Origin of the sequence: Oscillibacter sp. KLE 1745, from assembly GCF_000469445.2 — a bacterium.
GTDB classification, from domain to species: domain Bacteria; phylum Bacillota; class Clostridia; order Oscillospirales; family Oscillospiraceae; genus Oscillibacter; species Oscillibacter welbionis.
Genome location: NZ_KI271693.1, coordinates 50,662 through 70,351, shown reverse-complemented (window position 1 = coordinate 70,351; position 19,690 = coordinate 50,662). Strand labels below are relative to the sequence as shown.

The following is a 19,690-nucleotide window of genomic DNA, read 5'->3' as shown; positions in this document are numbered from 1 at the left end:
GGCGCCGATTACGGCGCCGGGACGTTTTTCGTGCCGTGAGCCTGCCCACGGCATTTTTCCGTATAGGCCGGGGACAGACTGTCATTATCTCACGGGTACTTGCCTGACTCTTTATTTGGCGCTTACGATGTTTTACCTATGACAAAACCTTTTCGGGCCAGAGACAAGCTACCCTCGGAAATTTTCCGCCTGCAATCAACCATTCAACATTGCCGGTTCTGTGTTTTCTACTGCCACCAGAGAGCATTGCCCGTCGGCATCTACGAGCTTGAGGCCGTATTCATCTAATAACATCTGTTGAATGTCTTGAACAGAAATCTCGCCGTCCGCGATCTCTTCATTCATAGCCGCCGCCCGCTGAAGCACAATCCGAAGTTCCTCCAAGGGAAGAATTTTTTCCCGAATCATTGGCTCTGCGATGATTGCAAATGCCGCAGAGACAGCATTTGCGGCCGTCGTGCGGATAAAATGCGTCAAATCTCCCTCGGTACGAATCACAGAAGAGGATCGCTGGAGCGATAAAGAGACACCGGTCAGCTCCCGGATTTTGACAAGCTCCTGCTCCGTCTCTGCAAAGGTATAGATCTGAGTGGATGCTTGGTCTATCTGCTGCCAGATATCCAGCAGTTTTTCTGCGGTCATTCCCCCAAAATTTGATAGTGCTGCCAGGAGAACCGCCCACGTCTGCAAGACCTTGCCGTTGGCGGCCTGCTTCTTGATTTTCTCCAGATCATAATTCTTAGGATTGATTGGAATCCGATTGGGATTGGTTTTCTTTCGCTTCATGGTGAACGCTCCGTAATTTCTTGGAGTATTTTATTGACCACTTTTCTGGCGGTCCTAACTTGACAATATACCACATTGGGGGAATGAGGACAAGGGCTCACCCATCTCAACGGAAAAAGTTTATCAAAGGTGCAGTTGTACGTTGCCGGCAGCAGGCTGCAAATTGAGAGGACCTGTATCTTTGGTTAGAAAAAAGGGGGGGGCGTGGAGGCGAAAACATAAAACGGTAACTATGTTAGGATAAGCCATGTTTTATTAATACCTGAAGCAAGGGCGGTGCTACATTGCACCGCCCTTGCTTTAGGATCGTTATTTCTGAACCTATTTCTTTCTTAGCACCGAACCATTAAAGACTATATCTATATACAGACGGATAGTCTCAATGTCCTGTGTTTTAACGTTGCGCGCGGTAGTTTTCAACGATCTGCTCTAGTGACGCAATTTGACTCGGTGATAATCCAGATACATCTAAAAAATGGTCTTTCTGCTTGCTCAGTCCGAGTAGGAAGTCAGTTGTTACCCCTAATGCACGTGATAAATCAATAAGCCGTTGTAAAGATGGAAGCCTATCCCCGGTTTCGTATAAAGCAATGGTAGAGGCGTTGACCCCTACCCGTTTTGCTAACTGCCTTTGGGAGAGATTTTTTTCGTTCCGTAAGTCTCTTAGCGTATTACCTAATAGCATTTATAATCACCTGCTCTAGGTTAAAATACCACACAGTGCATCTTCCCTTGGTAAGTGATATTGCTTTCCGTTAGAAAGCGAATGCGTCGCACAAGATATTTTATTTTTGATGAGATTTTCGAAAACAATCAATCACTGAAGAAACGGATGAAATCTCTTCTGAAGTCAGATCAGACACATCGAGAATTTGTTTCGTCTCATTCTCCACACCCAATAGATAATCTGTTGAGACGCCTAAAATCCGCGCCATATCAATCAAAATTTGCAAAGAAGGCAATCTACGCCCCATCTCATAATTGGCTACTTGTGATGCGGATAAGCCTAGTTTTTCTGCCAATTTGGACTGGGACCACCTTTTCTCGCTTCGAAGTCTCTGAAGTATTTGACCAAATGGGATCATTTCTTCCACTCCTTTTGGTCATTGTATATTGAAAAACACTTGCTTGTGGCAAGTATTTTTATTGACTTTTAGCAAGTAAAATGCTAGACTATGGGCAAGGATTGGCGTGATAGCAATAAAAATACCCCACTATACCCACACAAGGGAATAGTAGAGCAACGATTATTCGAATGATTATATGGCTAAATGGCATTCTGGCGAATTTAGAAAAAGAACCAGGGGAAACGGACGTGCAGGAGCGCAGAAGGAGCCAAAACCATGCCTCCTCTCGGAACCGGCTCCGGGGAAAATTTGATAAGGAGTGAACCATGGAAATGCACTATCAGAAACTGTTTGAAAAGGGATGTATCGGCGGAGTAGAGATCCGCAACCGTGTCGCAATGACAGCCATGGGAAACGGATTGGCTTCCTGGGACGGAGAGGCATCGCCGGAACTGATCAGATTCTATGAGGATCGTGCCAGAGGCGGCTGCGGCCTGATTTTCACGGAATTTACCCGGGTGGATGAAACCAGCGGCGCCTGTAATCCCAATCAGCTCTGCATCGCCACCCGCAAGCATGTACGCAGTGTACAGCGCATGGCGGAACGGGTCCACCGTCACGGCGCCAGAATCTTTGTTCAGCTCCACCATGGCGGCCGGGAGGCCCCGCCCGCGTTGAATGACGGGAAGCAGCCTATGGGTCCCAGCGCCATCCTCAACAAGGTAAACGGACTGGTCTCTACAGAGATGACCAAAGAGGAGATCGGCTACATCATCAAAAAATTCGTGGCAGCAGCAGTCAACTGCCAGAAGGCCGGGATCGACGGTGTCGAACTCCACGCCGCCCATGGATATCTGCTGGGCTCCTTTATCAGCCCCTATACCAACAAGCGAACGGACGAATATGGCGGCAGCGTCCAAAATTGCTGTCGCATCGTGACGGAGATCATCAACGGTATTCGAGCTGCCTGCGGCAGATATCCCATCTGTGTGCGGATCAACGGCAGCGACTTTGTGGAGGGTGGCATTACCCTGGCCTATGCCGTAGAAGTGGCGAAAACGCTGGAGGCTGCCGGCGCGGATGCACTCAACGTCAGCTGTGCTGTCTATGAGACAGTGCCCAACATGATCGAACCCAACTACTATGAAGAAGGGTGGCGGAAGGAGCTGGCGAAAACTGTAAAAGCCCATGTGAAGATCCCGGTTATTGCGGTCAACACTATCAAATTTCCCGCCACGGCAGAAAAGCTGCTGGAGGAGGGCGTCAGCGACTTCGTTGGTGTCTCCCGAGGGCAGATGGCAGACCCGGAATGGGTCAACAAGGCCAGGGCCGGCAGAGAGGATCTGATCCGAAAGTGCATGGGCTGTATGCAGTGCAACAAGTCCGTGGTGCAGGACGGCTATCTCTCCTGCGCGGCGAATCCGGTTACCGGCCGTGGAACAATGTATAACGACGAGTATCTGATCCGCAGTGGAGCAGGCCGTAATGTGGTGGTCATCGGCGGCGGCCCTGCCGGCATGCAGGCAGCCATCACACTGGCAAAGCGGGCGTTCCATGTTATTTTACTGGAACAGAAAAGTTACTTGGGCGGCATGGCCTATCTGGCTACGGTCCCGCCCCACAAGACCATGGTGGCGGAATTCATCAAGACCCTGGAAGCGGAGATGAAGGAGCTGGGCGTAGATGTTCGGATGAACGTCACTGCGGATGTGGCGACTGTGAAAGCCCTGGAACCCTATGCCGTGGTCGTAGCCAATGGCGGCACGGAGATCGTGCCACAGGTTGCCGGACTGGATAGTGCCCATGTCCACACCATGGAGGATGCCCTGCTGGGCAAGGTCAAGTTCTCCGGCAGGAAGGTGGCGGTCATCGGCGGTGGCATGGTGGGCTTGGAGACGGCCCATTACCTTTGCAAGGACAATCAGGTGACAATCGTGGAGATGACGGCCACCCCTGGCGCCACAATGTATCCAACAGTTCGAAACAAGCTGCTCTCCATTCTGAAAGAGGATGGTGTGGAGCTTCTGCTGAATCACGCCCTGACCGCGGTGGAAAAGGACGGGCTCCTGATGACCTGCACCGACAGTGAGGAGCCGAAGCAGGAGCGCATGGCGGTGGACGAAGTGGTCATCGCGGTGGGCCGCAAGCCCAACATGGACCTGTATCACGAAATGGGGGCCGCCTTTGAACGGGTGGTGCAGGCCGGCGACTGCATTGCTGGCGGCAGTATTCTGGAAGCGACCCGCACAGGAAATGACAACGTGTGGTTCCTGTGAATCTTTGATGACTGGAATAGGAGGATTTTGATATGATGAAGTATGATAAATTTGATCTGACCGGAAAAGTTGCCCTGTGCGCCGGCGGCTCTTCCGGCCTGGGCTATCAGTTTGCCCGGGCCATGGCTTCCGCAGGTGCGGACGTGGCCATCGTGGCCCGGCGGGAGGACCGCCTGCAGGAGAATGCAAAGGCCATTGAGGCAGAGTACGGCGTCCGCTGCTATCCTCATTACATGGACCTGACTAAGCCGGAGACGATCACCAAGTGCGTGGAGGACGTGGTGGCGCACTACGGTAGGATCGACATTCTGGTGAACTCCGCCGGCATCCCCTGCCGCAACGTGGCGGAGACACAGAGCTATGAGGACTGGATGCTGGTCATGGACAGCGATCTGAATGGACCTTTCTGGCTGATGCATGAGTGTGTGCGCCTGTCCATGAAGGAGCGGCAGTACGGCAAGATCATCAATATCGCCTCCATCCACGCTTTTGTCAGCCGTCTGGGCTACAATACCAACGCCTACTGTGCTGCGAAAGGCGGCCTGCTGATGCTGACCAAGTCCCTGGCTCAGGAGTGGGCCAAGTACAACATCACGGTGAACGGAATTGCTCCTGGCTACTTCCCCAGTGAGCTGACGGGCGCCTACATCGACGCCCCCGCCTTCAAGAAGGTATGCGAGGACTACAGCCCCATGGGCCGTCCCGGCATCACCGGCGAGATGGACGGCCTGTGCATCTACCTGGCCTCTGATGCCTCCAGCTTTACCACTGGACAGATGATCGCCGTGGATGGCGGCTGGCTGACGATCTAAGGGGGTGCCAAGATGAAAGAATTTGCTGGAAAAGTAGCGATGATTACCGGCGCGGCCCATGGCATTGGATACTCCTTCGCCCTGGAGGCTGTCCGCCGGGGGATGAAGCTGGCACTGGTGGACATTGATGCCCCGGCACTGGAGGCCGTTGCCGCCGAGTGCCGTGAAATGGGCGCGGAGGTCCTGACCTGCGAGACGGATGTCTCTGTTTACGAGGAGGCCAAGGCTTCCGTACAGGCCACCATGGACCGATATGGACAGATTGACGTGCTTTTTGCAAACGCGGGGATTGCCACGGCGGGCAGTATCCTGCACATTCCCATCCGGGACTGGGAGTGGGCGCTGGCCGTGAACACCATGGGAATCGTCCACTATGTCCATGAGGTCCTGCCCATCATGGAGGCACAGAAGACGCCGGCACATCTGATGTGTACGGCATCTATTGCCGGCCTGCGGGCGGGGATGGCCATCAATCCTCCGTATTTCTGCAGTAAGCATGCTGCCGTCAGCGTGGCGGAATCTGTGAAGGCGGAAGTGGAGTCCTGCGGCTTGGACATCGGTGTCTCTGTGTTCTGCCCGATGTATGTGGCCACAGACATTGATAACTGTGAGGCGCACCGTCCTGCTCGTTTCTGGGATGATGCGGACCCGTTTTACAGCAGTCAGGAGTATCTATCTGCTCGGGAGGCATTCCATCAGAACATTGCCGGAGGGATGCCGCTGGAACACATTGGCGCGAGACTGTTCAAGGCGATTGAGGACAACCAGATGTACATTGTGACCCATACAGAGACCATTCCCTACATTGAGAGTCGCCACCGTAAAATCGAGGAAGATGCAAAAAGAGAATTGACGATTCAAGAGTAATACTGTTCCGCCATCATGAGCGGGATGATGCATGGAACCTCACAGCATCGTCCCTGAAAGAACTGTGCGCAGGTGCCCCAAAAATGACGGGGCGGCAATGTGCGTCGTTTTTCCATTGTTATGGTGCTGCGGGAACGCGGAAAGCTCTTTGGTTGACTTTAGAAAAAACACCTATGAGAAAAGCCCGCAGCTGGAAAACAGAACGGCTCTCACGGTCATGGTTTGGCCCAAAAAGATATATTATGAAATTTTCTGCACTCATGGAAATCTTAATCAAGGCGGATATGGTAACAGATGCAATGGTTTCCACGGACTGCGAGATCGAAGACCTCAATCTGATGGATCGGGACTATCGGGAGTTCGGGGACCGCATCATTTACTTCATCGACACGACGGAGATGGGGCCGGGAACGGCGATCCCACAGTGTCTGCTCTACAAAAATGTTTTCCCCGAATACCGGGTGGGGGGACTTCGGAATTCAGCCCGCATCAAGGAAAATACATCTCTGGCGGAAGTATTTCGCTATGTGAAGCTGCTGCTGGGCGCAGAGCCGGGAGGGCAGACCGGATACGCAGACATTGTTTCCAAACTGGTGTCTGGCGTGGCGATGAAAGACGTTCTGTCGGCGGCCTTTTCTTATACGGGGAACCTCTTTGTGGCCATCGACCTATCAGGAAAAATTCTGGAGTACTCCACGCCTTTCTGCGTGGAGTACCCTCTGTGGATGCAAAGCATTCAGCAGGGATATTGCGATGAGGTCCTGATGGACTACATCCAGTCACGGCGCAGGCGGATCCCTGCCTCGGAGAAAACGGGGCTGATTGATCTATATTGCCGGAAAACCAAAATGTATATTCTGGTAGCGCGGATCCGGCACAACAACATCACGCTGGGGTACTTCTTTGCGTTGAGTTCCCGTCCGTCATTTGACAGCTGTACCCGCAAGCTTCTTCCGCTGTTTGCACAGAAGGTGAAGGATAATATCCTTTGGCTGAAGAATATGAACGAGGTAAATGACTACAGGGCCATTATGCAGACCAGCATCCTGCTGGATGCTGCCGCCGGCGCCTCTCCGGCGGAGACGCTGCTGCGCTCCAAGATCAGCGGTGTCAAGTTTCAGAAGCACATGCGGGTACTGGCTGTCCGGACAACTTATACCAAGGACCCGAACTACTATACGCAGATTCTGATGCCGGCATTGGCTCATGAGGGATTTCAAGATTGCCCTAACTTTCTGTGGCATTCTTCCCTGATCTGCCTTCTGAACATGGACAACATGGGGACTTTTTCTGAGGAAAGGCGGGCCGCCCTGGAGAAGCTGGCTGCCCGCTACCATCTAGCCATTGGCGTGAGCAATGTTTTTGGGGATATCGCCCAGTTCGCTGGTTGTGTCGAGCAGGCTAGAACCGCCCTGAACTTCTCCGGCCGGATGTCGTCAAGGGGGCCGATCTTCTATTATTTGGACTATGCCTTCTTTGCAATGCTGAGCAAGATCGACGATGAGGACCTTGTGAGTTCTTGCTGCCATCCAGCGCTGGAGCAGTTAGCCTCTTATGACGCTCAAAAAGGAATGGAGCTGTTCGATACGCTGCGGGCCTATACCGAGGCAGGCTTCAACAAAGTCCGGGCAGCCCAGATGCTGTTCATCCATCGTAACACCATCAACTACCGACTCCAACAAATCGAGAGGATCTGCAACGTAGACCTGTCCAATGAAGAGCTTTTGTTTACCCTCCAGCTTTCCTTTCGTATCTATGCTTACCAGAAAAACCAACTGGAGAACTGAGCAGAGTGAGCCAAAGGAACGACCGGAACTGCCAAAGAGCAGTTCCGGTCGTTCCTTTACAAGGGATGTTGGAGAGTAGAGATATTCGCTATTCAGTGGACAGGGAGCAGCGCATCAGCAGGACCTTGGGAAGTGCCGCACGAAGAGGAAGTGGGAGGCGCAAGCATACCGGTGCGCTCTCTTTGCGTTTCCTGAAGTGCGTGGGTGGCGTTAGGGGAATGACAATCAGCCGCTGTATCTGGGCGCCTCAAAATGTTCTGCCGCGGTTTTCGTATGGACGGGCGTAGAAGGTCCTGCCATAGAGGGGGTTATTAAGCCAGACCCGGAAACAGAATGGAGACCAGCACAACAGCAGCAGTACCAATAGTGGTGGATAGGACAGTCGTGATGAACATTGCGGGATATGCCTCGTTCAGCTTCAGGTGGGCCACAGGCAGCAGCATCAGCACAGAGCCGCAGTAGGGCATGGTGTCCAAATTGGTAGAGGCAAATGTAGAGATCCGGTGGATGGTGCTGAGCGGAAGCCCCATCTCCACAAGCCTGGGAGCGATCAGGGGAAGACCGATGATTTGGCAGGTAGAGCAACCGCCGACCAGGAATGCCAGCAGAGCGATCACGACCCAGCAGATGATGACAGGGTGCGCATTCAGGCCGGACAGGAAGTCAAGCACCATCTGGAAGGTATCAGAAGTGGTGATGATAGTACCAAAACCAGTGACTGCGCAGATGCTCAGGGTCATGGGAACGGAATCGCTGGCAGACGTAGAAAGGAGCTCCTTTACGGATCCTTTGGCCGTCAACGGCTTCCAGAACAGGACGAGGGTGAGAATATTCATAATCAGCAGGCAGGGGATAATATTCAGCTTTGCAAAATTGAACAACACGAACAGGACGAGGATCGGGAGTAAGGAAATCCAAAAACTCGGACATTCCATGTCAGGCGAGATTTGGGGATCAAGAGGATGACGTTCGAAGTGTTCACCGTTCTTTTTGGAGCGGTTAATGAACAGGCTCATCAGGCCCAAGATGCAGATGATCTCAACTACCACACCCACAATGCCGGGAATGAGCGCCACGTCGGCCTCGGTTCCCAAGGAGGTCATGGCAGCGACATTGCAGACTTGAGGAGTTCCGGGCATGGACTGAACAAACGTATAACAACCAGCAGCTAAAATTCCCAGGATATAGCGTTTGGGGATGTCGCACACTTCAAAAATTTCCAGCGCCACGGGATATACCAGAACGGCGACAATAGCAGCGGTGATGCCGCCAAGGTTTAAGATGGCGCAAATGACCAGGATAATACTCAATCCAGTCAGGACCCTTGCCTTCGAACTGGCATTCGGGCGGATCAGCTTTTTCATAATACCCGTGGCGATGGAGAAACCTGCGCCGCTGTCCCGATACAGAGCGGCTTCGATATTGCCGAACAGAAGCAGGAAAAAGAAACTCTTCAAAGACTGGGCCATGCCAGAGATAAATGTATCGGTCAATGTTTCCACAAAGGGCATACCAGTGAGGAAAATGACAACGCACGCTGCGGCAAAAGCCGCCAGATAAATTGACCAGTCCTTATAGGATAGGTAAATCAGGACTGCAAATCCAAGAAGACAAGCAATAAGGCCTATCATATTGACGCTCTCCTCTTTCTGTTTTTATAGTTTGAGCATTTTGCTGCGTAAGCCACAAAGAACGAACAGTATGCTGATAGCGGTGTTGGTGGAGGGTGCGTAGCCGAAGCCGGCGCCCATCCCGAAAAAGCTCCGTATGTAATATGCAGGATACCAGGACGGTCTCCACAAAGGACGGGCAGATAGAGCGGCTGGGCGGTTTGACACCGGCTCTGGAAAGAAGAATGCCGCCGGGAAGTGCCCTACGACGGTAAAGGCCCTTATTACAGCGGCAGCATCAGCCACTGCCTTCGCCGCCCAGTTCTTCTGCGGCGGACAGCGGCGCGGCAAAAATGGAGGGCTTGTACACAATGCAGGCCGCCGGCATGAGGATCAGGGTGCGGACCAAGCTCCCGGGGCGATTTGCGTAATGCTGTCCAGCAGTCTGATTTTCCACGAATTTCCACCTCCTCTATCATGATCTGCTTGGTGTGGCAAGATCACCTCTTCTCTAAGCGAAATTGTAGAAAACAGCTAAATAATTGGCGTGGGTATGGACTGAAATAAGCATAGTAAACAGGGCGAGATGAGGCAATGTGCATTAAGAACAAAACAGGAAAGATAATTGGCTGTTTTGTAAATTCTGCCGGCCAGCTATCTGGAGGCGGCTGGGGCCGGTCTTATCCAAAGGAGGTAGAGAATGAAGGAGCGGATTCTCACAAGGCACGATCAAGGACACGTTATGGTATGTGAAAACTGCAAAAAAACGCAAAGGGTTTTGACGGTTAAGCACAAAACATCAGAGCGGCTCTCTATTCTTTTGTCAGAAAAGTAAATGAGAAGCAATCCTTTTGTGAGGAGAGCACATTGTTTACGGCAGAGCGCGCCGCTATGCTAAAAACATACTTGCCTCCCCAAGTCAAGCAAGACTGGCAGACGGGAGCTGGATGGCCATCCAAGAGTAAATCAAAGAGAAAGGATGCGAAGATTTACCTTATGTCACAGACGATAGACGGACAAAATGTCAACAGAAATGGGATTCTGATTCGCGGCTTAATCATTCTGCTCTGCGCAGGTATTATCAATGCCACCTCTGTATTTATCACGCCTCTGGCGGAATTTTACGGCTGGGAGGCATCTGCCATCGCAAACGTCGGGACTACAATGCTGACGTTCTGGCCGATTGGTTCCCTTCTGGGCGGCAAGCTGCTGCAAAAATTTGGAGGCAAGGCTGTCACCCTGATCGGTGCCGTCACGTTCGGCGCGGGTCTGGTGCTGACTGGCCTGGTGCCCAACTCCACCCCGGGGATGTTGTATTTTACTTACAGCTTCCTGATTGGCATGGGCAACGGCATTACATACTGCGGCGCCATGTACTGCGTTATGGGCTGGTATCCCGATAAGAAAGGCTTGGCTACGGGCCTGTGCATGGCATTCAATGGTGGTTCCTCCGCATTTTTGGCTCCCTTGTGCTCCGGAATCACCCAGATGTTCAATGTCAAAGTGACGCTGTTCTCCTGTGGTATTGTGTGTGCGGTGATCTGCATTGTCTGCGGTCTGGGTATGAAGTCTGCTCCGGTCGGCTATGTGCCCGTCGGTTATGTGCAGCCTAGCAGCGGCGCCGCGCTGAGCTCTCAGTATGAGAGCTACCCCATTTCCCGTGCCTGGAGGACCAGACAGTTTTGGCTCCAGCTGGGCGCCCAGGCATTCTTCCCGGCATTTTATCTCATTATGTTCTCCCGCTTCTCCATGTTCATGACGGATAAGGGAATCGACTTGGCCTATGCCACGCTGGGCGTCTCCCTGTATAACGTAGGTAACGTGGTGGGGCGGCTGCTCCTGGGCAAGCTGACGGACAACATCGGCTACAAGAAGGTCTATCTCTGCTGCTGGGCTCTGTGCATGATCTGTGGCATCTGCCTGCTGACTGGCAGCTCTGTGGCCATGATCCTGATCGCCTATATCTGCCTGGGTGCGGGCTTCGGCGCCACCAACAGCGTCTATCCCGTCATGACCAATACATCCTTTGGCCCCGTATACGCTGGCAATATTTACGGCTTTGCACTGCTGGGCTACATGGTCATGACTCAGGTAATCCCCATTGTGACCAACGCCACGATCACCAGCACAGGCGGCTACACCACGGCTTTTATCCTGGCCTTCGTCCTGTGCACACTGGGGGCCGTCTGTGGCGTCCTGATCCCAAAGCTGGACCGGCCGCGCCTGAAAGAGGCAACGGAGAGCGAAAAGGAATAACCAATCTGCTGGCCGCAGCAGTCTGAGTCATCGGATGCGGCGGAAATTAAGAAAATTTCTTTGGGAGGCAAATTATGATCGCTTTTGATGCTTATAATCCCCACCGGGTTGTTTATGGCTCCGGCGTCTCCAAAAACATCTCGACTTTGCTGAAGGGCCTGGGCGCAAAGAGTGTGATGGCTGTGTACGACCCCGGCATCAAGAAGGTCGGCATCGCTGATAAAGTTCTGGCCCCCATTCGTGAGGCTGGTTTTACCGTAGTTGACTATGACAACGTGACGCCCGATCCTCCCACCGAGGAGATGGAGGCTGGTGCCAAAATCGCGGCTGAGAACAATGTGGACTTCTATATTGCTATCGGTGGCGGCGGGGTCATCGACACGGCCAAGTGCATTGCCATTATGCAGACCAACCCCGGCAAGCTGCTGGACTACGTTCTGGGGGTAGGCAAGCCCATTCCCAATGCCTGTCCTCCGCTGATCGCAGTGCCAACTACCTCCGGCACCGGCTCCGAGGCCACGGCTTTGTCCATCGTGACTGACTCTGCGGCCCATCGCAAGGTCTGCATCAAAGACATTGATAAGATGTGCCCCTATGCCTGCTACCTGGATCCCGAGCTGATGACCGGTCTGCCCAAGGGGCTGACCGCCTCCACCGGTATGGACGCTTTGTCTCATGCTGTTGAGGCTTACATGGTGGGTAAGCACAACGAGTATGCGGATATGTTCTGCGAGAACTGCATCCGCCGCGTTGTGAAGTGGCTGCCTGTGGCCGTAGCTGACGGCACCAATCTGGAGGCCCGCGGCCAGATGATGCTGGCTGCCAACTTTGGCGGTGCCAGTTTCGCTTCCAGCACTCTGCAGGCCGGCCACGCCATTGCCCACGGCGTTGGCGCTGCCCTGCATGTGCCGCATGGCACTGCTTGCGCGTGGGGCCTGAACTTTGCCATCAAGCACTGCGGAGCCACTATAGATATGGATCGTCTGCAGAACATGGCTTCTTGGCTGGGTGTTGATGTTGCGGGCAAGGACCGCCAGGAACTGATTGACGCTTGCTGCAAGGTTGTCAAGGATATGAATGACTCCCTGGACGTTCCTACCCCCAAGACCTTCGGCTGCGGATCCAGGGAGGATATGGAGAAGGGCTACAATGCCACCTGGACCAATGAGCAGGGGATGCTCGGTGTGGCTGGAGTGACAGACCCGGATGAACTGCACACTTATTTTGAGGAGATGTGGGCCTGGTGATCTCCACGCCGCAGAAAATCATGAATTAAAGGAGCTGCCCGGAACGGAATTGAGATTCATCGGCTGCCCTGCCGGGGGCCGCCGGGGTAACGCTTCTCTGGAAAGGTGACAAAATGGCAAAACCTGTTTATGAAGGATTAAAAGTTCTGGATGCCACCAATAACTATGCTGGCCCGCTGGCGGGATCCATGCTGGCGGATTACGGCGCAGAGGTATGGCACATTGAAAAGCCGGTTCTGGGCGACGACAACCGGTTTTTCCCACCCATGATCGACGGCATCAGCATCAACTACTGCTCGGATAACCGGGGAAAAAAGTCCGTTGTCTTGGACTTGAAGGACCCTCGTGGCGCGGAGATCTTCAAGAAGCTGGCCGCAAAGGCGGACGTGATCTTGGAGAGCTTCCGGCCCGGCGTGATGGAAAAGCTGGGGCTGGATTACGAGAGCATCCGCGCCATCAATCCCCGGGCCATCTACTGCTCCATTTCCGCCTATGGCCAGACGGGACCTTACGCCCAGCGGCCCGGGTATGATGTTATTGCGCAGGCGGTTTCCGGACTGATGGATATGACGGGTGATCCGAATGGCCCGCCTACCAAGATCGGTCCCGCTATCGGTGATTGGATGGGTGCGCTGAATGCCTTCGGCTGCATCGGAACGGCGCTCTATTACCGTTCCATCAGTGGTCAGGGCCAGCACATTGACATCTCCCTCTGCCGCACACTGATGTGGGTTTCCGCAAAGCTGGACAGCGACATCACCGGCGTGCGGTCCACGAGAACTGGCAACCACCATATCAATTTGGCTCCCTATGGCATCTTTCAGGGCAGCAATGGTCAGTCCGCCATCATCGGCGCGCTCAGCGCAAAGACTTGGGGAGCGCTGTGCAAGGTGATGAACAAGCCGGAGCTGGAGGCGGATCCCAGATTCGTGAGCAACGACAAGCGGGTGGAGAATCTCCGGACGCTGATCGGCGTGATCGAAGGCTGGTTGAAATCGTTTGAGGACATCGATGATGCGGTGAATCTCCTCATTGACGCCGGCGTCCCCTGCGGCAAGGTCTACAATCAGGACGATATCCTGAAAGATCCGCATTACAACACCTGCAAATGGTTTACGGATATGCCTATGGCCGACGGCATGAAGAGCGTGCGCAGCCGGAAATTCCCCACAGATCCTATGGAATTCTCCGCTTTTGAGCCGGTATACAAAAAGGCCCCGGCATTGGGTGAAAACAATGTGGAAGTGATTGGAGAGCTGGGGTATTCCGAGGAGGAGATCCTGGCCATGGAAAAAGAGTGGGAAGACGCGTTCTACACAAAAACAAACTATAATTAATGTACAGGATTTGAAGTGCTGACAGGAATATGGGATCCTGATTTGATCTCATTCCTAAATAGAATTGGAGGTAACTGATATGTCTGAAGCTGCAAACAGAGAGTATATCGTCGAACTGGTCAAGCGGGCCAAGGCCGCGCAGAAGGAGTTCGAGCGGACGGCCACGGATCAGCTGACCATTGATAAGGTTGTGCGGGCTATCGGCAAGACCATCTATGACGCCCGGGAGGAGCTGGCGCTAGAGGCCCATCTGGAGACCAAGTACGGCACTCCTCAGATGAAGGTGAGCAAGATCATTGCCACGACCACTTCCCAGTGGAACATCATGCGGGGCAAGAAGTCTGTAGGTTACATCAAAAATCTGCGGGACGAGCCCGGCGTCAAGGTTATGGCCAAGCCCATGGGCGTTGTGGGTTGCGTCATGCCCAGTACCAACCCTATCGTGACCATCGCGGCCAACGGCATGATGTCCATCAAGTGCCGGAATGCCTGCATCATCGCCCCGCACCCCTCCGCAAAGAACGTCTCCCTGAAGACCGTCAACATGATTCGCAAGGAGATCGAGGCTCTGGGCGCCCCCGCCGATCTGATCCAAGTGATTGATCCCGAGCACTGCAGCATTGAGGCCACGGATGAAATGCTCCGCCAGTGCGACGTGAACATCGCCACCGGAGGCCCCGGTATGGTAAAGGCTGTGTATTCCTGCGGCCGTCCTGGCTTCGGCGTAGGTCAGGGCAACTGCCAGGAGATCATCTGCGATGACTATGATGACCTGGACCGTATGGCGATGCTGGCCATCAATAACCGTTCCTACGACAACGGTGTGCCCTGCACCAGTGAGCAGACTATGCACGTGCCCGCCTCTATGGAGGCCAAGTTCCTGGAGGCCATGCAGAAGAACGGCGCCTATCTGGTAGAGGGCGACGAGCTGGTGGATGCCCTGCGCAAGGTGGTGTTCCCGGATGGTGAGCATATCAACCGGGATGTGGTTGGCCGTTCTCCCCAGGTTGTGGGCAAGATGATCGGTGTAGATGTCCCCGCTGAGTGCAAGACTCTGCTGTGCAAGTACACTGGCTGTGCTCAGGATGATGTGCTGTCCAAGGAGATCCTGTTCCCCTTCATTCGCTATGTGACCTATACCGACTTCAAGGCCACGGTGGCTGCCGCAGTGGCCAACCTGGAGATGGAGGGCGCTGGTCACAACAGCTGTATCTGGACCTATGACGAGGAGAAGATCGAGTATGCGGCCAACCTGCTGCCCGTTTCCCGGTTCCAGATCAATCAGACTCCGTTCGGCATCAACAACGGTATGCCCACCACAACAACGCTGGGCTGCGGCTCCTGGGGCAACAACAGCATCTCCGAGAACCTGGAGTGGTACCACCTGATGAACACCACTCGCGTGTCGGTAACGTTGCCCAACAAGCGGCTGTGGAAGGATGGCGACTGGGACCGCTTTGACGAATGCCCCATTACAGAGGATTGAACCGGCAGGGAAGAGTTTGAGCTGTGCACTGTGCACGGACACGAAAACCTTGGGCGGCGGGGCGCCTTGTATACTGCGCCCCGCCGCCCTAAGACAATGGCAAGGTGGATAACAAAATGGAGCTGAATTTTATAACAAACAGCGTTCTTTTCGACGTGCGGGAGTCTGTGGCGTATATCACGCTGAACGATCCGGCACAGATGAACCCGGTGACCGCCGAGGTGATGCGGGATCTGATACAGTGCCTGAATTATTGTGAGCGGGAAAGTGACGTCCGAGCCATTGTCCTGAGAGGCGCCGGCGGAAACTTTACGGCTGGCGGCAATGTCAAGGGTATGAAAGAGCGGCTGGATAAGGGGATCAACACGACGAAAAGCGGTATCCGCAGCGGCGGAGAGTTCATCATGCGTCTCAAGACCATCTCCAAACCCACCATTGCGTGGATTGAAGGAGCCGTTGCCGGCGTTGGAATGAGCATGGCGATGGCCTGCGATTTTTCCATAGCGGAAGAGACTGCCAAGATGGTATTTGCGTTTGTGAATATCGGTTTCGTTCCGGACGGCGGCGTGGCATATATGTTGAGCAAGGCCGTGGGACCGGCCAGAGCCACAGAACTCCTTATGTCTGGAAAGCGATTCAGCGGAGCACAGGCAAAGGAATGGGGCATCATCACCGAAGCTGTGCCGAAAGAGCAGCTGGAAGAAACCGTTCAGAAATATATCAAAAAATATGCGCAGGGCCCCAGCGTAGCCTATGCGCAGATCAAGCGGCTGCTGCTGAGCGTCAACTATCAGGAACTGAATGCCTGTATGCAGAACGAGGTGGAGGCCCAGTACGTCTGCAGCCTCACCGAGGACCACCGGGAGGCCGTGAATGCGTTTGTTGAAAAGCGCAAGCCTACCTTCCAGGGCCGCTGAATTTAGATCCTGCAAAATAACATCAATGATGAGGTGACGCAAATGAGTAAATTCCAACTGATGACCAAGGACCAGGAGGACCTGGTGGCTATGGTCCATGATTTCATGGAGAAAAAGGTAGATCCCTATGTGGATCAGTGGGACAGAGAGAGCCACTGCCCTATGGAGGAGGTTCGGGAGCTGATGGACCTGGGCTTCTGGGGCATCGACGTTCCCGAGGAATATGGTGGTGCTGGCTTGGATGTGACCACCATTATGTACATTCGCCAGGCTATGGCATATCATGACGCCGGCTTCACCAACACCTTCAGCGCGCAGACTTTCGGCTGGAAGCCCGTGCTGCTGGCCGGCACGGAGGAGCAGAAGAAGTATTGGGGTCAGCGCCTGGCTGAAGGTGCTTTCTGGGCTATGTGCATCACCGAGCCTCAGTCCGGCTCCGATGCCGGCAACTGCAAAACCAAGGCTGTCAAGGACGGCGATGAGTATGTCATCACCGGCGGCAAGACCTTCATCACCAACGGCGGCGTGTCCGACCTGTATACCGTGACCTGCTCCACAGACCCCTCCAAGGGCAAGCACGGCATCTCCCTGTTCATCGTGGAACGGGACCGGCCCGGCGTGTCCGTGGGCAAGCATGAGGACAAGATGGGTATCCGCAGCTCCAACACTACCGATGTGGTCTTTGATGAGGTGCGTGTCCCCGCTGACCACATGATCGGCGCCGAGGGCACGGGCTTCAAGACCCTGATGAAGATGCTTTCCCGGACCCGTCCGACCGGTGTGGCGCCTGCGGTGGGCGTGGCTCAGCGGGCGCTGGATCTGGCCATCGAATACTCCCGGACCCGTCTCTCCTTCGGCCAGCCCATCGGCAAGCTGGAGGGCATTCAGTTCAAGCTGGCGGACATGGAGATGAAGCTGCAGTGCTGCCAGTCCCAGCTGGCCTATTCCGCTGCCCTGGTGGACAAGGGGATTTATGACACCCTGGTGGGCTCCTGCACCAAGTGCTTTGTCTCTGAGGCGGTGCTGGACATCTGCCTCCAGGCCCAGCAGATTTACGGCGGCTACGGCTATTCCAAGGAGTATCCTTTGGAAAAACTGGTCCGTGACGCCCGCATCTTCTCTATCTATGAGGGTTCCAGCGAGATCCAACGTTATATCATCGGAAAGACGCTGGTAGGCAAAATCTGAGGAGGAAACACGAACCATGAATATTCTTGTCTGTGTCAAGCAGGTGCCGGATACGACTGCTGTAAAGATCGATCCGGTCACCAATACACTGATCCGGGACGGCGTGCCCAGTATTTTGAACCCCTTTGACGGCTTTGCCCTGGAGATGGCGCTGCGGATGAAAGAGCAGGCCGGCGGTACGGTGACGCTGCTCTCCATGGGCCCGGCCCAGGCGGAGAGTGCCCTGCGGGATGGCCTGGCTGTCGGTGCCGATGAGGCGTTCCTGGTGTCCGGCCGGGAGTTCGGCGGCTCTGATACACTGGCTACCAGTTACATCCTCTCCTGCGCGGTAAAGGTTCTTGAGGCGCAAAAGGGTGAGAAGTTCGATGTGATCTTCTGTGGCAAACAGGCGATTGATGGAGACACCGGTCAGGTCGGTCCCGAAATGGCGGAGCACTTGGACTATCCCCAGATCACATACGCCACGGAGATGGTCTCCTGTGAGGCGGGCAAGGTCCGCATCCGCAAGGAGACGGCAGACGGCTATGATGTGCTGGAGACCACTCTGCCTGCGGTGATCTCCGTAACCAAAACGCCCTTTGAGTTGCGGTTCCCCACGGTGAAAAAGCGCCTGGCGGCCAACCGGGCACAGATCGTCACCATCACGCCCCAGGATATGGAGGAGCAGATCGATCTCACCTGGGCGGGGCTGAAGGGCTCTCCCACCAAGGTGAAGAAGAGCTTCACCCCCCAGCATAACAAGACCTGCGTACTTGTCGAGGAAGATTCCCTCAGCGTGTCCGCCGTGAAACTGGTTGCTCTTTTGAGCGACGCGAAAAAGATTTAAGGAGGATGACGACGATGGATTTTTCTGCGTATCAGAACCTTTGGGTTTTCATTGAGACGGATGACGGCAAGGCTGCCAGTGTCGGCCTGGAGCTGCTTCACCCCGGCGTGGAGCTGGCTCACCAGCTGGGCCAGAAGGCCGTGGCAGTTATCCTGGGCAAGGACAATACCGAGGCAGAGAAGGCCGCCATCGCGTATGGCGCCGACCAGGTGATTTCCGTGGAGGACCCGGCCTACGAATATTACAACACTGAGGCATATACCTATGGAATGACCAAGCTGGTGGAGAAGTATCAGCCCTCCATCCTCATGATCGGCGCCACCATCATTGGCCGTGACTTCGGCCCCCGTCTCAGTTGCCGCCTGAAAACCGGCCTGACGGCGGACTGCACCTCCCTGGCTGTGGATACGGAAACCGGGATCATGGGCTGGACCCGTCCGGCCTTTGGCGGCAACCTGATGGCCACCATTATGTGTGAGAACACCCGTCCCCAGATGGGGACGGTTCGCCCCGGCGTGTTCAAGAAGATCGCCCCAGACAGCACCCGGACGGCAGAGGTCATCAAGGAATCCATTCCCGTTCCGGCGGATGTGATCCGGACCACGCTGATCGAGTCCATTCGGGAGGCTGCCGCCGAAATGATGAAGCTGGAGGACGCGGAGATCATTGTCTCCGGCGGCCGCGGCTTAGGCAAAGCGGAGAACTTCTCCTATATCCGCGACCTGGCAGATGCGCTGGGCGGTGCCGTGGGCGCCTCCCGTGCAGCTGTGGACGCCGGCTGGATTCCCCATGTCCACCAAGTGGGACAGACAGGCAAGACCGTCGCTCCCAAGCTCTACATCGCCTGCGGCATCTCTGGTGCCATCCAGCACCAGGCTGGCATGAGCGGTTCGGACTGCATCGTTGCCATCAACAAGGACCCGGATGCCCCGATTTTCTCCATTGCCGACTACGGTATTGTGGGCGATCTGTTTCAGGTCTTGCCGGTGATGACTGCCGAAGTCAAAAAGCTGAAGGCGTGAGGGCCTGAGATCCCTTTGCGAACTTCTCTGCGCGGGCTGGAGACCGAACAAAAGCCATACTGAACTTTACCTCGTTTTTGCCAGGTTTTATATGTCCCGATATGTGTGATCGATCATTCTCTTCCGGTATTTCTGGCGGCGCAGGGCAGTCTGACGCGGCCTGTGGTGTTGCCACAGGCCGCGATTCTATCAATTTGCAACCATAT

General features: G+C 54.6%; 17 protein-coding genes. 12 read left to right on the top strand and 5 right to left on the bottom strand.

The features are described 5' to 3' along the window. Positions 1–195: 195 nt before the first annotated feature. The 3 genes from HMPREF1546_RS03795 to HMPREF1546_RS18120 all read right to left on the bottom strand — a co-directional run bounded on the left by HMPREF1546_RS03795 (position 196) and on the right by HMPREF1546_RS18120 (position 1,871). Positions 196–786 (bottom strand): hypothetical protein, encoded by a 591-nt coding sequence (locus HMPREF1546_RS03795; protein WP_021748361.1) that lies wholly within the window; start codon positions 784–786, stop codon positions 196–198. A gap of 394 nt (positions 787–1,180) precedes the next feature. After that, on the bottom strand, positions 1,181–1,471 hold the full coding sequence (locus HMPREF1546_RS18125) for a helix-turn-helix transcriptional regulator (protein WP_036629757.1): 291 nt from the start codon (positions 1,469–1,471) through the stop codon (positions 1,181–1,183). Between the two features lie 100 nt (positions 1,472–1,571). After that, positions 1,572–1,871 carry a helix-turn-helix domain-containing protein gene (locus HMPREF1546_RS18120; RefSeq protein WP_083490954.1) on the bottom strand — a complete coding sequence of 100 codons (300 nt, stop codon included), beginning with the start codon at positions 1,869–1,871 and terminating at the stop codon, positions 1,572–1,574. A gap of 308 nt (positions 1,872–2,179) precedes the next feature. On the opposite strand from HMPREF1546_RS18120, the gene HMPREF1546_RS03790 reads away from it, so the two are divergent. The 4 genes from HMPREF1546_RS03790 (at position 2,180) to HMPREF1546_RS03775 (ending at position 7,595) form a co-directional block, all read left to right on the top strand. Further along, positions 2,180–4,129 (top strand): NAD(P)/FAD-dependent oxidoreductase, encoded by a 1,950-nt coding sequence (locus tag HMPREF1546_RS03790; RefSeq protein WP_021748358.1) that lies wholly within the window; start codon positions 2,180–2,182, stop codon positions 4,127–4,129. A gap of 32 nt (positions 4,130–4,161) precedes the next feature. Beyond that, positions 4,162–4,941: an SDR family NAD(P)-dependent oxidoreductase gene (locus tag HMPREF1546_RS03785; protein ID WP_021748357.1), complete on the top strand. Its 780-nt coding sequence runs from the start codon at positions 4,162–4,164 to the stop codon at positions 4,939–4,941. A gap of 12 nt (positions 4,942–4,953) precedes the next feature. Then, positions 4,954–5,808 carry an SDR family NAD(P)-dependent oxidoreductase gene (locus HMPREF1546_RS03780; protein ID WP_021748356.1) on the top strand — a complete coding sequence of 285 codons (855 nt, stop codon included), beginning with the start codon at positions 4,954–4,956 and terminating at the stop codon, positions 5,806–5,808. An 83-nt stretch (positions 5,809–5,891) separates the two neighbouring features. Continuing rightward, positions 5,892–7,595: a CdaR family transcriptional regulator gene (locus tag HMPREF1546_RS03775; protein ID WP_083490953.1), complete on the top strand. Its 1,704-nt coding sequence runs from the start codon at positions 5,892–5,894 to the stop codon at positions 7,593–7,595. A 311-nt stretch (positions 7,596–7,906) separates the two neighbouring features. On the opposite strand, the gene HMPREF1546_RS03770 is transcribed toward HMPREF1546_RS03775, so the two are convergent. Both HMPREF1546_RS03770 and HMPREF1546_RS18675 read right to left on the bottom strand, forming a co-directional pair. Further along, the gene (locus HMPREF1546_RS03770) at positions 7,907–9,226 is read right to left on the bottom strand and encodes a GntP family permease (RefSeq protein WP_021748354.1); all 1,320 of its coding nucleotides are present in this window, start codon (positions 9,224–9,226) and stop codon (positions 7,907–7,909) included. Positions 9,227–9,503: 277 nt separating this feature from the next. Beyond that, complete coding sequence (locus tag HMPREF1546_RS18675; RefSeq protein ID WP_021748352.1) at positions 9,504–9,662, bottom strand: hypothetical protein; 159 nt, start codon at positions 9,660–9,662, stop codon at positions 9,504–9,506. A 539-nt stretch (positions 9,663–10,201) separates the two neighbouring features. Between HMPREF1546_RS18675 and HMPREF1546_RS03765 the strand changes: the two genes are divergently transcribed. The 8 genes from HMPREF1546_RS03765 (at position 10,202) to HMPREF1546_RS03730 (ending at position 19,484) form a co-directional block, all read left to right on the top strand. Next, complete coding sequence (locus tag HMPREF1546_RS03765) at positions 10,202–11,461, top strand: MFS transporter (RefSeq protein WP_036629756.1); 1,260 nt, start codon at positions 10,202–10,204, stop codon at positions 11,459–11,461. Between the two features lie 74 nt (positions 11,462–11,535). Continuing rightward, positions 11,536–12,708 (top strand): iron-containing alcohol dehydrogenase, encoded by a 1,173-nt coding sequence (locus tag HMPREF1546_RS03760; protein ID WP_021748350.1) that lies wholly within the window; start codon positions 11,536–11,538, stop codon positions 12,706–12,708. 113 nt (positions 12,709–12,821) lie between these two features. Then, positions 12,822–14,045, top strand: a complete 1,224-nt coding sequence (locus HMPREF1546_RS03755) for a CaiB/BaiF CoA-transferase family protein (protein WP_021748348.1) — start codon at positions 12,822–12,824, stop codon at positions 14,043–14,045. A 79-nt stretch (positions 14,046–14,124) separates the two neighbouring features. Beyond that, positions 14,125–15,531 (top strand): aldehyde dehydrogenase family protein, encoded by a 1,407-nt coding sequence (locus HMPREF1546_RS03750; RefSeq protein WP_021748347.1) that lies wholly within the window; start codon positions 14,125–14,127, stop codon positions 15,529–15,531. A 116-nt stretch (positions 15,532–15,647) separates the two neighbouring features. Continuing rightward, positions 15,648–16,448 carry an enoyl-CoA hydratase/isomerase family protein gene (locus HMPREF1546_RS03745; protein ID WP_021748346.1) on the top strand — a complete coding sequence of 267 codons (801 nt, stop codon included), beginning with the start codon at positions 15,648–15,650 and terminating at the stop codon, positions 16,446–16,448. 42 nt (positions 16,449–16,490) lie between these two features. Next, entirely contained in the window at positions 16,491–17,636 is a 1,146-nt protein-coding gene (locus tag HMPREF1546_RS03740; protein WP_021748345.1) for an acyl-CoA dehydrogenase family protein, read from the top strand. A 16-nt stretch (positions 17,637–17,652) separates the two neighbouring features. Then, positions 17,653–18,462: an electron transfer flavoprotein subunit beta/FixA family protein gene (locus HMPREF1546_RS03735; protein ID WP_021748344.1), complete on the top strand. Its 810-nt coding sequence runs from the start codon at positions 17,653–17,655 to the stop codon at positions 18,460–18,462. Between the two features lie 14 nt (positions 18,463–18,476). Beyond that, a complete protein-coding gene (locus HMPREF1546_RS03730) occupies positions 18,477–19,484 on the top strand; it encodes an electron transfer flavoprotein subunit alpha/FixB family protein (protein ID WP_036629754.1) in 1,008 nt (335 codons plus the stop codon). The last annotated feature ends 206 nt before the right edge of the window (positions 19,485–19,690 follow it).

Bases quoted from the DNA above. Each gene is read 5' to 3' on its own strand.
- HMPREF1546_RS18125 (WP_036629757.1), bottom strand. From the start codon at position 1,471: ATGCTATTAGGTAATACGCTAAGAGACTTACGGAACGAAAAAAATCTC.
- HMPREF1546_RS03755 (WP_021748348.1), top strand. From the start codon at position 12,822: ATGGCAAAACCTGTTTATGAAGGATTAAAAGTTCTGGATGCCACCAAT.
- HMPREF1546_RS03745 (WP_021748346.1), top strand. From the start codon at position 15,648: ATGGAGCTGAATTTTATAACAAACAGCGTTCTTTTCGACGTGCGGGAG.
- HMPREF1546_RS03790 (WP_021748358.1), top strand. From the start codon at position 2,180: ATGGAAATGCACTATCAGAAACTGTTTGAAAAGGGATGTATCGGCGGA.
- HMPREF1546_RS03775 (WP_083490953.1), top strand. From the start codon at position 5,892: ATGACGGGGCGGCAATGTGCGTCGTTTTTCCATTGTTATGGTGCTGCG.
- HMPREF1546_RS03795 (WP_021748361.1), bottom strand. From the start codon at position 786: ATGAAGCGAAAGAAAACCAATCCCAATCGGATTCCAATCAATCCTAAG.
- HMPREF1546_RS03740 (WP_021748345.1), top strand. From the start codon at position 16,491: ATGAGTAAATTCCAACTGATGACCAAGGACCAGGAGGACCTGGTGGCT.
- HMPREF1546_RS03765 (WP_036629756.1), top strand. From the start codon at position 10,202: ATGTCACAGACGATAGACGGACAAAATGTCAACAGAAATGGGATTCTG.
- HMPREF1546_RS03780 (WP_021748356.1), top strand. From the start codon at position 4,954: ATGAAAGAATTTGCTGGAAAAGTAGCGATGATTACCGGCGCGGCCCAT.
- HMPREF1546_RS03760 (WP_021748350.1), top strand. From the start codon at position 11,536: ATGATCGCTTTTGATGCTTATAATCCCCACCGGGTTGTTTATGGCTCC.
- HMPREF1546_RS03735 (WP_021748344.1), top strand. From the start codon at position 17,653: ATGAATATTCTTGTCTGTGTCAAGCAGGTGCCGGATACGACTGCTGTA.
- HMPREF1546_RS03785 (WP_021748357.1), top strand. From the start codon at position 4,162: ATGATGAAGTATGATAAATTTGATCTGACCGGAAAAGTTGCCCTGTGC.
- HMPREF1546_RS03750 (WP_021748347.1), top strand. From the start codon at position 14,125: ATGTCTGAAGCTGCAAACAGAGAGTATATCGTCGAACTGGTCAAGCGG.
- HMPREF1546_RS03730 (WP_036629754.1), top strand. From the start codon at position 18,477: ATGGATTTTTCTGCGTATCAGAACCTTTGGGTTTTCATTGAGACGGAT.
- HMPREF1546_RS18120 (WP_083490954.1), bottom strand. From the start codon at position 1,871: ATGATCCCATTTGGTCAAATACTTCAGAGACTTCGAAGCGAGAAAAGG.
- HMPREF1546_RS03770 (WP_021748354.1), bottom strand. From the start codon at position 9,226: ATGATAGGCCTTATTGCTTGTCTTCTTGGATTTGCAGTCCTGATTTAC.